Origin of the sequence: Streptomyces radicis (assembly GCF_003626575.1) — a bacterium.
GTDB lineage: Bacteria > Actinomycetota > Actinomycetes > Streptomycetales > Streptomycetaceae > Streptomyces > Streptomyces radicis.
In genome coordinates this window covers 1-13,471 of the sequence record NZ_RBDY01000016.1, presented here as the reverse complement: position 1 = coordinate 13,471, position 13,471 = coordinate 1, and the positions used below count along the sequence as shown (strand labels likewise).

Genomic DNA, 13,471 nt, shown 5'->3' with positions numbered 1-13,471 from the left:
CGACCGCCCGCCCCGGGACGGACGGTGATCAGCCCTCGCTCGGGTCTCCCCGGGTGTAGCTCAGGCGCTCCACCTGACCCATCTCGAAGACGTCCTCGATCTCACTTCCGTTGACATGGAGCCGCACGGCGCCCGCGTTGCCCAGGATGAGGTCGATCTGGTCGTCGTCGCTGAACGTCTCGGACTGGCCCTCCTGGAGCACGCCCTGGAAGATCAGGCCCCCGTTGGCGTCCTTGGCGGAGATCCAGCTGGATCCGCCCTCGGCCGTGGCCACGACGGTGACCTCGTCGGCGGGCGGGGCGGCCACCGCGCTCTCGGACGGCTCGGGGGCGGGCTCCTCGGGCTCCTCGGTCTGCTCCGGCGTCTCCGTCCGCTGGCCCGCGCTGGGGCTCGGGGACTCGGAGCCCTCGGCGACCGCACCGGGGTCCTCGCCCTCGCCACCACTGAAAAAGGTGAAGCCGACGAACCCGATCACCACGACGATCGCGGCCACCATGGCGGCCGTCCAGTTCGGGCGGCGCGGCTCGGGCCGGATCCGCTCGGCCTCGAACAGAGGTCCGGACGAGAGGAGGGGCGGGGCGGAGCCCTGTTGCTCGTTGAACAGCTCGATCAGCTCACCCGCGTCCGCCCCCACGGCACGGGCGAGCGTACGGATGTGGCCGCGGGCATAGACGTCCCCACCGCAGCGCGAGAAGTCGTCCTGCTCGATGGCCTGCACGATCGGAATGCGCACACGTGTGGACGAACTGACCTCATCCACGGTCAGCTTTGCATCGATGCGCGCCTGCTGGAGGATTCGACCGACGGAAAGCCGGTCCTTGGCGGAAGAGTTGCCGTTGGACACGGGGGCGCCTTTCGAGCGTGGAGCCACGTGCTGTGCTTATCAGTCTAGGGGGGCTGCGAAAGGAACGAGCAACCGGGCCGACGGCTTTATACGCCATCAGGATGGCCGATTCCCCTGGGGTCTAGAAGGGAGTCTCCCCCCGGATCACCGCGAGCACGCCATCGAGTTCGTCGGGCTTGACCAGCACGTCGCGGGCCTTGGAGCCCTCGCTCGGCCCCACCACCCCGCGGGACTCCATGAGGTCCATCAGCCGCCCCGCCTTGGCGAAGCCGACCCGCAGCTTGCGCTGGAGCATGGAGGTCGATCCGAACTGCGTGGAGACCACAAGCTCGGCTGCCTGGCACAGCAGATCCAGGTCGTCGCCGATCTCCTCGTCGATCTCCTTCTTCTTCCCCGACGAGACGGTGACGTCATCGCGGAAAACGGGCGCCATCTGGTCCTTGCAGTGCTGGACGACGGCCGCCACCTCCTCCTCGGTGACAAAGGCGCCCTGCATGCGCGTGGGCTTGTTCGCCCCCATCGGCAGGAAAAGCCCGTCGCCCTTGCCGATCAGCTTCTCGGCGCCCTGCTGGTCGAGGATGACGCGGCTGTCGGCGAGCGAGGACGTGGCGAACGCGAGGCGCGAGGGCACGTTCGCCTTGATCAGGCCTGTCACCACGTCCACGCTCGGCCGCTGGGTGGCCAGTACCAGATGGATCCCGGCGGCGCGCGCCAGCTGCGTGATCCGGACGATCGCGTCCTCCACGTCCCGCGGGGCGACCATCATGAGGTCGGCCAGCTCGTCGACGATCACCAGCAGATACGGATACGGCGCCAGGTCGCGCTCGCTGCCCGCCGGCGGGGTCGCCTTGCCCGAGCGGACGGCGGCGTTGAAGTCGTCGATGTGCCGGTACCCGTACGCCGCCAGGTCGTCGTAGCGCAGATCCATCTCGCGCACCACCCACTGGAGCGCCTCGGCGGCCCGCTTGGGGTTGGTGATGATGGGCGTGATCAGGTGCGGGATGCCCTCGTAGGCCGTGAGCTCGACCCGCTTGGGGTCGATCAGCACCAGGCGCACGTCCTCGGGTGTCGACCTGATCATCACCGAGGTGATCAGGCAGTTGACGCACGACGACTTGCCGGATCCGGTGGCGCCGGCGACCAGCATGTGCGGCATGCGCGCGAGGTTCGCGGTGACATAGCCGCCCTCGACGTCCTTGCCGAGGCCCACCACGAGCGGGTGTTCGTCGCCCACCGCGTCGGCCAGGCGCAGCACGTCCCCGAGGTTGACCATCTCGCGGTCGCTGTTGGGGATCTCGATGCCGACGGCCGACTTGCCTGGGATGGGGCTGATGATGCGGACGTCGGGACTCGCCACGGCGTAGGCGATGTTCTTGGTGAGCGCGGTGATCTTCTCCACCTTGACCGCGGGGCCGAGCTCCACCTCGTAACGCGTCACCGTCGGGCCCCTGGTGAAGCCGGTGACCCGGGCGTCCACCTTGAACTCCGTGAAGACGTTGGTCAACGAGTCGACCACCGCGTCGTTGGCGGCGCTCCTGGACTTTCCCGGGCCGCCGCGGCGCAGCAGGTCGAGCGAGGGCAGGGCGTAGGTGATGTCGCCCGACAGCTGCAACTGCTCGGCGCGCGGCGGCAGCGGCTCCGACGGCTCCGGCGCGCTCTTGGTCAGGTCGGGAACGGCCGACCCGGCGCCCGACGCGCCCGGGTCGGAGGCGGCGGGCCCGGCCTCCACGGGCTCGGCGGCGCCCGCGGCGCCCACCGGGTCGGCGAGCTTCTCGACACGGCCCCCCGCGGTCACACGGCTGCTGAGGTCGGCGACGAGCGGCGAGGGCCGCACCCCGTGCCGCACGGCCCCGTCCAGCGCCTCGGCGGCCTCCGCCGCCACGTCGATCGGGTCGCTCCCCCGGGCGCGGCGCCCCCGGCCCGCGGCCTTGCGCGGCGCGGCGCGGCGGCGTTCCTCGAGCGCCTCGCGCTCCGCCAGGTCGGGCGGCGAGGACAGCGGCCAGTCCGGGTCGTCGTCGCGGTATCGCTCGACCAGGATCTCGGTCTCGGTGCCGGGACCGTTCCCGGCCAGCAGCCCGAGCCGGATCGCGCCCTGGCGCAGCCGCCGCGGAATGGTGTTCACCGGCGTCGCCGTCACCACGAGCAGCCCGAAGACGGTCAGCAGGGTCAGCAGCGCCACCGCGAGCGGCTCGCCGACCGCCAGGATCAGCGGCCGGGACGCCGCCCACCCCAGGTGCCCCCCGGTGTCGCGCAGCGCCTGCGCGCCCTCGCCGCGCCCCGGGGCGCCCGTGAAGACGTGCACCAGGCCGAGCACGCCCACCAGGAGGGCGCTGAGGCCGATGACGATGCGGCCGTTGGCCTCCTGCTTCTCCGGGTGCCGGATCAGCCGCACCGCGAGAAAGCCGAGGATCAACGGGAAGATCAGGTCGAGGCGGCCCAGCGCGCCGGTGACCAGCATGGTGACGAGCTCGCCGACCGGGCCCTGGAGATTGGACCACGTGCCCGCCGCGGTGATCAGGGCGAGGCCGAGCAGCAGGAGCGCGAGCCCGTCCTTGCGATGCGCCGGGTCGAGCGCCTTGGCGCTGCTCCCTATGCCGCGCAGCAACGCGCCCACCGGGTGGGCCAGTCCCATCCACAGCGCGCGGACCGCGCGGAACGCGAGACGCGGCGCGGGCTTGTTGGGTGGCGGCGCCGGCTTCCTGGCCGCGGCCTTCTTCGCCGGGGGCTTCTTCGCGGCCGCCTTCTTGGCGGGCGCCTTCTTCGCTCCCCCGCCACCGCCGCGCCCGGCGCGCGCGCCCTGGGAACCCTTGCCGGGCGTACCTGAGGCCATGGAGGCGAGATTACCGGGCGGGAACGCCCGGGGCACGGACCGCGTCCCGCTCCCGCCGCGGCCCGCCCACCCGTCAACCGGGCTGTGACTCCACGGTGTCCCGCTCGACCGCGCCCGGCTGGAGCGCGTCAAGTGCCCTGCGCAGACCGGACAGTTTCCGTTCGAGATGGGCGGCCGTGGACACGGCCGTGCCCGCTCCCGACTCGGAGAGCTCCTTGGTCAGCACCTCGGCCTGCTCCTCGACCGCGGCGAGGCGCGCGGACAGCTCGGGCAGCAGGCCGCCCGCCGTCCTGTCGCCGTCGCCCGGCTGCCCGCCCTCGAGCTCGCGGCGCAACAGCAGGGCCTGCTCGCGCAGTTGCATGTTCTTCATGTGGAGGTCGACGAAGACCGACACCTTCGCCCGCAGCACCCACGGGTCGAACGGCTTGGAGATGTAGTCGACCGCGCCCGCGGCATAGCCCCGGAACGTGTGGTGGGGGCCGTGGTTGATCGCGGTCAGGAAGATGATGGGGATGTCGCGCGTCCGCTCACGCCGTTTGATGTGAGCGGCCGTCTCGAAGCCGTCCATGCCCGGCATCTGAACGTCGAGCAGGATGACCGCGAAGTCCTCCGTGAGCAGCGCCTTGAGCGCTTCCTCCCCTGACGATGCCCGGACCAGCGTCTGATCCAGCGCCGAGAGAATCGCCTCAAGCGCCAGCAGATTCTCGGGTCGGTCATCGACCAGGAGGATCTTGGCCTTCTGCACCATGGCCCGTCCTCCTTGCCCCTGCGGCGCGGCGTGGCGCCGCCGTTGTGGACGGCACCCTCACGCCGTCCGGTCCTGTGCCGGACATGTTGACATCCTCCCCGGCACCATTGCCAGCGAGCCTGGTACACCCCACGCTGCCACGTGGTGGCATCCGATGGGCTCTCGCCCGGTCGCGAGACGCCGGAAGATCTCCGGCCCGGCCCCCGCTACACCAGAAAACGTCCTGTCCGATCACCCTGCGATCAGCAGCACGAGGCGTCCGGTGATCAACGCATCGCGCTGCGTCACGATACCACGCACCCCGATCCCGGCGAACTCCGCTGCACACATTGCCAGAACGACCTCTCCACCTCGAAAGTTCCGCGTGGGCGGGGAGGGTAGGGAAGATCACGCGCCACCGCTCTCCATCCACTGGCCCATCACCGTGAGCAGGTTGTCGGTGTCCACCGGCTTGGTCACATAGTCGGAGGCCCCCGACTCGATGCTCTTCTCCCGGTCGCCCTTCATCGCCTTCGCGGTGAGCGCGATGATCGGCAGCCCGGCGAACTGCGGCATCCGCCGGATCGCGGCCGTCGTCGAATAGCCGTCCATCTCCGGCATCATGATGTCCATCAGCACGAGCGCCACGTCCTCGTTGGACTCGAGCACCTCGATGCCCTCCCGCCCGTTCTCGGCGTAGAGGACGCGCAGGCCGTGCTGTTCGAGCACGCTGGTCAGCGCGAACACATTGCGCACGTCGTCGTCGACGATCAGCACCTTACGGCCCCTGAAGTCCCGGAACGCCCGCCTGCGCGCGGCCTCCGTGGCCCGCGCCCCCGCCCTCACGGCGGGCTCGGGGTCGCGCTCCTTGGCGTGGCCGTTCTCCATGAAACGCTCCCGGTGCCGCTTGGTGAGCGACTCCGCTGCCCGCTCCGCGGCGATGGTCGCCTCCCGGCCCTGGCGCTCCTGCCGGTGCTGCGCGTCCGTGCCCGCGGCCGCCTCGACAGGCCCGGCCTCCCCGGCCTCCCCGGCCGCGCCGCCCGTCCCGCCCGCCTCGATCGCCTTCGGCTCGGCCGCCGCCTCGACCCGCGCGGGCTCGGCCGCCGACGCCGCCTCGGAGCTGAGCGTCCCGCTCGCCAACTGCCCATAACCGGGCGGCGGCAGCTCGGTCGGCTGGAGCGGCAGGTACAGCGTGAACGTGGACCCCCGGCCCGGCTCGCTCGCCGCGTGGATCTCACCGCCGAGCAGCCGCGCGATCTCCCGGCTGATCGAAAGGCCGAGGCCCGTCCCGCCGTACTTCCGGCTCGTGGTGCCGTCCGCCTGCTTGAACGCCTCGAAGATCACCCGCATCTTGCCCGCGGCGATCCCGATCCCGGTGTCCGAGACGGCGAACGCCACCAGCGGCGCGTCGGCCGTCAGCACCGACCCGCTCTCCAGCATCTGCTCGCGGATGTCGTGGGGCACCTCGCCGCCCGCCGGCCTGATCACCAGCTCGACCGAGCCCGTGTCCGTGAACTTGACCGCGTTCGACAGCAGGTTGCGCAGCACCTGGAGCAGCCGCTGCTCGTCCGTGTGCAGCGTCGCTGGCAGCTCGGGCGAGACCCGCACGGAGAACTCCAGGTTCTTCTCCGCGGTCAGCGGCCGGAACGACGCCTCGATGTAGTCCACCAGCTGCACCAGCGCGATGCGCGCCGGGCTGACGTCCATCTTGCCCGCCTCGACCTTCGACAGGTCCAGGATGTCGTTGATCAGCTGCAACAGGTCCGAGCCCGCGCCGTGGATCGTCTCCGCGAACTCCACCTGCTTCGGCGAGAGATTGCCCTCGGCGTTGTCCGCGAGCAGCTTGGCCAGGATCAGCAGGGAGTTCAGCGGGGTGCGCAGCTCGTGCGACATGTTCGCCAGGAACTCCGACTTGTACCGCATCGAGACGGCGAGCTGCTCCGCGCGCTCCTGGAGGCCGCGCCTGGCCTCCTCGATCTCGGAGTTCTTCAGCTCGATGTTGTGGTTCGTCTTGGCGAGCAGGTCCGCCTTGTCCTTCAGCTCGGCGTTGGACTCCTCTAGCGCCTTCTGCTGCCGCTCCAACTCGGCCGTCTGCGCCCGCAGCTGCTCGGCGAGCTGCTGCGACTGCGTCAGCAGCATGCCCGTCCTGGTGTTGACGCTGATCGTGTTGACGCTCGTCGCGATCATCTCGGCCATCTGCGCGAGGAAGTCGCGCTCGATCTGGGTGAACGGCTTGAACGACGCCAGCTCGAGCACGCCGAGCACCCGGTCCTCGAAGAGCACCGGCAGGATGATCACCGTCACCGGCGGCGCCTGCCCCAGCCCCGAGGAGATCCGCAGATAGCCCTCGGGCGTCGGCCCGAACTGCATGATCCGCCGCTCACCCGCCGCCGTGCCGATCAGCCCCTCGCCGGGCCGGAACGACAGCGCCTGCGCGTCGGGCGCGTACCCGTAGGCCGCGATCATCCGCAGCTCGTACGCGTCGTCCTCGCCCGCCCCCGCGACCAGGTCCTCCTCCTCGCCGTCCACCGGCACCGAGAGGTAGAACCCGCCGTGCTGCGCCGCGACGGCCGGGCACAGCTCGCTCATGATCAGCGTCGCGACGTCCTTCAGGTCGCGGCGGCCCTGCATCATGGCCGAGATGCGGGCCAGGTTGCCCTTGAGCCAGTCCTGCTCCTTGTTGACCTGCGTGGCCTCGCGAAGGTTCCTGATCATCGCGTTGACGCTCTCCTGGACGACCAGGATCTCGCCCGCGGCGTCGGCGCTGATGCTGACGTTGTGGTCACCCCTGGTCACGAACGTCGCCACCCGGGCGATCCCGCGCACCTGCTGCGTCAGGTTCCCGGCCATCTCATTGACCGACTCCGTCAGATCCTTCCACGTCCCGGCCACACCGGGCACCCGCGCCTGCCCGCCCAACTGCCCCTCGATCCCCACCTCGCGGGCCACCTTCGTCACCTGCTCGGCGAAGAGCGACAGCTGGTCGACCATCGTGTTGAGCGTCTCGGTGAGCTGCTGGATCTCCCCGCGCGCCTCGACGTTGATCTTCTTGGTCAGGTCGCCCGCGGCGATCGCGGTGGTGACCGTCGTGATGTTGCGGACCTGGAGGGTGAGGTTGGACGCCATCGAGTTCACCGACTCGGTCAGGTCGAGCCATGTCCCGGACACCCCGGGCACGTTGGCCTGACCGCCCAGGCGGCCCTCCGTCCCCACCTCGCGCGCCACGCGCGTGACCTCGGCGGCGAACGACGACAGCGTGGTCACCATCCGGTTGACCGTGTCGGCCAGCTCCGCGACCTCGCCACTCGCCTCCGCGGTGACCTTCCGGGACAGGTCGCCGTTCGCGACCGCCGAGGCCACCTCCGAGATGTTCCGCACCTGGGTCGTGAGGCTGCGGGCCATCAGGTTGACGTTGTCCTTCAGGTTCTTCCAGGTGCCCGCGACGCCGCGCACCTCCACCTGGCCGCCGAGCCGCCCCTCGGTGCCCACCTCGCGCGCGACCCGGGTCACCTCGTCCGCGAACGAGGAGAGCTGGTCCACCATCGTGTTCACCGTGGTGACCAGCTCCAGGATCTCGCCGCGGGCGCCGACGGTGATCTTCCGCGTGAGGTCGCCCGTCGCCACCGCCGCGGTGACCTCCGAGATCTGCCGCACCTGCGACGTCAGGTTGTTCGCCATCTCGTTGACGGACTGGGTGAGGTCCTTCCAGGTCCCCGCGACGCCCTCCACCTCGGCCTGGCCGCCGAGGCGACCCTCGGTGCCCACCTCCCTGGCCACCCGCGTGACCTGGTCGGCGAAGGAGAGCAGCTGGTCCACCATGCGGTTGAGGGTGTCCTTGAGCTCGAGGAACTCACCCCGCGCCTCCACCGTGATCTTCTGCGACAGATCACCGCGCGCCACCGCGGTGGCGACCTGCGCGATGTTCCGCACCTGATCGGTCAGGTTCGACGCCATGTCATTGACGGAGTCGGTCAGATCGCGCCACACACCGGCCACGTCCGCCACCTGCGCCTGGCCGCCGAGCCGCCCCTCGGTGCCCACCTCGCGCGCGACGCGGGTCACCTGCTTCGCGAACGACGACAGCTGGTCCACCATCGTGTTCACGGTGTTCTTCAGGTCCAGGATCTCGCCCCTGGCGTCCACGTCGATCTTCCGCGACAGGTCGCCGTTGGCCACGGCGGTGGTCACCTGCGCGATGTTCCGCACCTGATCGGTGAGATTGCCCGCCATCTGATTGACGGAGTCGGTCAGCGCCTTCCAGGTCCCGCTGACGCCGTCGACGGACGCCTGGCCGCCGAGCCGTCCCTCGATCCCGACCTCGGTCGCGACCCTCGTGACCTCCTCGGCGAACGACGAGAGCTGGTCGACCATCCTGTTGACGGTGTTCTTCAGCTCGAGCATCTCGCCCGAGACGTTCGCGGTCACCTTCTGCGACAGGTCCCCGTGCGCCACCGCGGTCGTCACGCCCGCGATGTCCCGCACCTGGTCCGACAGGTTCCTGAAGACCGTGTTCACCGAATCGGTGAGGTCCTTCCACGCCCCCGCGAGCCCCTTGACCGACGCCTGCCCGCCCAACGTGCCCTGCGTGCCGATCTCCAGCGCGACGCGGGTGACCTCAGCCTGGAACGACGACAGCTGGTCGACCATCGTGTTCACGGTGTTCTTCAGCTCGAGCATCTCGCCCGAGACCCGGACGGTGACCTTCTTGGACAGGTCGCCGTTGGCCACGGCCGTCGTCACCTGCGCGATGTCGCGAACCTGGTCCGACAGGTTCCTGAAGGCGGTGTTGACCGAGTCGGTCAGCTCCTTCCACACCCCGGCCACGCCCTGCACGCGCGCCTGTCCGCCCAGGGTGCCGTCCGTGCCGATCTCCATGGCGGTCCTGGTGACCTCGTCGGCGAACGACGAGAGCCGCTCCGTCATGGCGTTCAACGTGTCCGCGAGCCCGGCGATCTCGCCGCGCGCCGTCACCGTGATCTTCTGCGACAGGTCTCCGTCGGCGACGGCCCTGGTGACCTCGGAGATCTCCCGCACCTGACGCGTGAGGTTGCCCGCCATGAGGTTCACCGAGGCCGTCAGGTCCTTCCAGGCCCCGCTCACCCCGTCCACCCGCGCCTGGCCGCCGAGCACGCCGTCGGTGCCCACCTCGCGCGCCACCCGGGTCACCTCGGACTGGAACGACGAGAGCTGGTCCACCATCGTGTTGACGGTGTTCTTGAGCTCCAGCATCTCGCCCGCGACGTGCACGGTCACCTTGCGCGACAGATCGCCGTCGGCCACCGCCTTGGTCACGGTGGAGATGTCGCGGACCTGCGCCGTCAGCCGGGACGCCATCGTGTTGACCGAGTCGGTGAGGTCCTTCCACGAGCCGGAGACACCCGGCACCTTGGCCTGACCGCCCAGCTTGCCCTCGGTCCCGACCTCGCTCGCGACCCGCGTCACCTCCACGGTGAACTCGGAGAGCTGGTTGACCATCCTGTTGACCGTCCGGCCCACCCGCAGGAACTCCCCGCGCAACGGGCGGCTCGTGCCGTTCTCCGTCTGCGCGCGCAGGTCCATCCGCTGGCCGAGGTCGCCGTCCGCGACGGCGGTGACGACGCGGCCCACCTCGGCCACCGGCTGCACCAGGTCGTCGACCAGCTCGTTGGCGTCGTCGACGGCCTTGGCCCAGGCGCCCTGGAGCAGTCCGATCTCGACGCGCTCGGTCAGCTTGCCCTCGCGCCCCACCACCCGCCGCACCCTGGCCAGCTGGTTGGTGAGGTGCAGATTGCGGTCCGCGACCTCGTTGTACAGCGCCGCGACCTCCGCCATCGGGCCCTCGCCCACCACGGTCAACCGCTTCCGGAGGTTGCCGTCCCGCATCGCCTCGAGCGCCGAGACGAGCCGGTTCAGGGCGGCGGCGTCGACTTCCACCGTGCCACCGTTCCTCGGCCTCCTCGATCGCGCGGCCGTGTCGGTACGCGCAACTGCTCCGTCAGACACCACTGTGTCCCTCCCGCAGGTCGACCTTCCGCCCTGACTGTCCCATCGAGCCCTTCCAGTGTTTCACTCCCAACAGACCGGGCGATAACAGTTCGGCAGCATCGCATACCACTGTTTCCGCGTCAGGGGGGAAATCATCGGATGCGCCGTCCGCCGAGCCGGACGACGTCAGTAATCTGGCCTTCGGCCGCCGACGAGGCGCCGGGACCGAACGACAGACCCTTGGGGGAGTGACGTGATCACCGCGCGAGCTGCGGCCACCTTCGAGCCGGTCGGACGCTCGGTCGCCACCGCGCGGGGCTTCGTGCGGGACACTCTCCAGGGCTGGGGCCTCACCGACCTGATCGAGGACGCCGTCGTCCTGACCAGCGAGTTGGTGACCAACGCCGTGGTGCACGCGGGCACATCCGCCGAGGTCCGCTGCCTGCGCGACCCGCAGGGCGTCCGCATCGAGGTCGTCGACCGCCACCCCGAGCGCGAGTTGCCGCTCGCCGAGGTCTCCCGCGGCAGGCTCGACCTCAGCAGCGAGGGCGGCCGCGGCCTCCTGCTGTGCGCGGCCCTCGCCTCCCGGTGGGGCGTGGACTACACCGCCATCGACAAGAGCGTCTGGTTCCGCCTCGACCAGCAGGCGCTCCCCGTCGGCACCCGCGCCGCGGGCCCCGTGCTGCCCGACGAGGCCCTCCCCGTGAGCGACACCCGCGTCCGGGTCGCCGTCGTCCAGGTCGACAGGGCCGACACGATCACGGCGTGGAACGACGACGCCAAGGAGCTGTTCGGCTACACCGCGGAGCAGGTCGTCGGCAAGCCCCTGGCCGACCTGGCCGCCTGGCCCCAGACCCCCGGCACGGGCACGGGCATCGCCGAGGCGCTGGCGCTCTCCCGCTGGGAGGGCAGCTACGGCCTGCGCGACAGCGAGGGCCGCACGATCCCCGTCTACGCCTGCCACCTGCGGGTGCGCGACGCGCACGGCGAGCCCTCCACGGTCTGCCTCATCGTCCGCGACCAGGAGCGGGCGGTCCTCCAGAGCCCCTCCCGCGTCCCCGGCACCGCGTCGGGCGACGACCGCCCCGGCGACCCGCTGGACGCGTTGATCGGCTCCCCGCCGCCCGACGACCTGGACGGCCTGCTCCAGCGCACCGTCGAACGCGCCCGCGACATGCTCGACGGCGACGCCGCGTTCCTGCTCCTCGCGACGGACGACGAGACCGAGTTGGAGGTCCGCGCCACGACGGGGCTGCCCGCGGCCCGCCAGCGCTTCGCGCGCGTCCCGGTCGAGACCGGCAGCGGGCGTTACGGCTCGGCCCGCATGCCGTCGGTGCACGAGGACCTGGCCATCGCCCCTGGCGCCGTTCCCCTCCTGTCGGGCACGGGCATGCACGCCGTGGTGACGGTGCCGCTGAAGGTCGAGGGCAGGCTGACGGGCTCGCTCGGCGTCGCCTCGGAGACCCCGGGCCGGTACAGCAACGAAGAGGCGCTGCGCCTCCAGTTCGCCGCCGACCGCATCGCGCTGGCCGTCGAGTCGGCCCGGCTGACCGAGCTCGAGCGGCTGCGCCGTGGCTCGCTCGCCTTCCTTGTGGAGGCGTCCGAGCTGCTCGCGGGCACGCTCGACCGGAACCAGACGCTGGCGCTGATGGCGCAGATGACCGTGCCGACGCTCGCCACGTGGTGCGCGGTCTACACGATCCACGAGTTCGGCTCGGAGCCGGTGCTCTCCTACGTCCTCCACGAGGACGAGGAGCGCATCGACGGCATCAAGGCCCTGCTCGAGCGCGTCGATCCCCCGGACCCCGACATCACGCTCGGCGTGCGCGTGTGGACCGCGCCCGCCGACGCCGCCCATGACACGGCGCTGCGCAGCTCGTTGAGAAGCCTGGCGCTCGGACGGCCGCATGGCGCGCGAACGCCGGGCACCAGCCTGACGACGGCCTCCGCGGTCGGCGGCGAGACGGTGGTGCTGCCGCTCATCGCGCGGAACCGGGTGATCGGGCTGCTCGCGCTCGGCAAGCCGACCGAGGAGCGGTTCCGCCAGGACATCCTGGAGCTGGCGGAGGACCTGTCACGCAGGGCGGCGCTCGCCCTGGACAACGCGCGCCTGTACAGCGAACGCACGGCGATCTCCCAGTCGTTGCAGCGCAGCCTGCTGCCTCCCGAGCTGCCGGACATCGACGGCGTGGACGTCGAGGTCATCTACCGCGCGGCCGGTGAGGGCAACGAGGTGGGCGGCGACTTCTACGACGTCTTCCCCATCAGGGAGGGCGCGTACGGCTTCGCGATCGGCGACGTGTGCGGAACGGGCCCGCTGGCCGCGGCGGTCACGGGGCTCGCCAGGCACGCGCTGCGGCTGCTGGCCCGTGAGGGCCTCGGCGGCCCCGCGGTGCTCGAGCGGTTGAACGCCGCGATCCTGGAGGAGGGCGACCGCTCCCGCTTCCTGACGCTGCTGTACGGCGAGTTGTGGCCGCAGCCGGAGGGCGGGGCGCTGCTGAAGATGGTGTGCGCGGGACACCCGCTGCCGCTGCATCTGACGAAGGACGGCACGGTGGCGCCCGCCGCGAGCCCGCAGCCGCTGCTCGGCGTGATCGAGGATCTGGAGCTGTACGAGCAGACGGCGATGCTGAATCCGGGCGACGTGCTGCTGTGTGTCACGGATGGCGTGACCGAACGCCGCGAGGGCACACGGATGTTGGGCGACGACGGCCTGGCCGATGTGCTCAGCTCGTGCACCGGACTGACCGCGGGCGCGGTGGCGGCGCGCGTGCTGCGCGCGGTGGAGCGCTTCGCGTCCGACGCCCCTTCGGACGACATGGCGATTCTGACCCTGCGCATTCCGGAGTGAATGCGGGCACGCATGAAAAAGGCCCTCGCCATAGGCGAGGGCCTTTTCTTTGAGCCCCAAAACGGAATCGAACCGTTGACCTTCTCCTTACCATGGAGACGCTCTGCCGACTGAGCTATTGGGGCGGGTTGTCCGGCGGTGTCCTACTCTCCCACACGGTCCCCCATGCAGTACCATCGGCGCAGGGAGGCTTAGCTTCCGGGTTCGGAATGTAACCGGGCGTTTCCCTCCCGCCATGACCACCGGAACACTGCG

The 13,471-nt window shown here is 70.7% G+C and carries 5 protein-coding genes, 1 tRNA gene and 1 rRNA gene; 1 reads left to right on the top strand and 6 read right to left on the bottom strand.

Going from position 1 to position 13,471, the window contains the following annotated elements; all coding sequences use genetic code 11:
• Positions 1–28: 28 nt before the first annotated feature.
• From D7318_RS20010 to D7318_RS19995, 4 genes are all read right to left on the bottom strand, one after another.
• Positions 29–844, bottom strand: a complete 816-nt coding sequence (locus D7318_RS20010; RefSeq protein WP_120698498.1) for a helix-turn-helix domain-containing protein — start codon at positions 842–844, stop codon at positions 29–31.
• Positions 845–965: 121 nt separating this feature from the next.
• Complete coding sequence (locus tag D7318_RS20005; RefSeq protein ID WP_120698497.1) at positions 966–3,674, bottom strand: DNA translocase FtsK; 2,709 nt, start codon at positions 3,672–3,674, stop codon at positions 966–968.
• A 73-nt stretch (positions 3,675–3,747) separates the two neighbouring features.
• Positions 3,748–4,422: a response regulator gene (locus tag D7318_RS20000; protein ID WP_120698496.1), complete on the bottom strand. Its 675-nt coding sequence runs from the start codon at positions 4,420–4,422 to the stop codon at positions 3,748–3,750.
• Between the two features lie 387 nt (positions 4,423–4,809).
• Entirely contained in the window at positions 4,810–10,383 is a 5,574-nt protein-coding gene (locus tag D7318_RS19995; RefSeq protein ID WP_183091522.1) for a HAMP domain-containing protein, read from the bottom strand.
• 235 nt (positions 10,384–10,618) lie between these two features.
• Here D7318_RS19995 and D7318_RS19990 point away from each other — a divergent pair, with 235 nt between their 5' ends.
• Positions 10,619–13,216, top strand: coding sequence for a SpoIIE family protein phosphatase (locus D7318_RS19990; RefSeq protein WP_120698495.1), 2,598 nt, complete (start codon positions 10,619–10,621; stop codon positions 13,214–13,216).
• Between the two features lie 52 nt (positions 13,217–13,268).
• On the opposite strand, the gene D7318_RS19985 is transcribed toward D7318_RS19990, so the two are convergent.
• Positions 13,269–13,341, bottom strand: a tRNA-Thr gene (locus tag D7318_RS19985).
• A 5-nt stretch (positions 13,342–13,346) separates the two neighbouring features.
• A 5S ribosomal RNA gene (rrf, locus tag D7318_RS19980) occupies positions 13,347–13,463 on the bottom strand.
• Between the last annotated feature and the right edge of the window lie 8 nt (positions 13,464–13,471).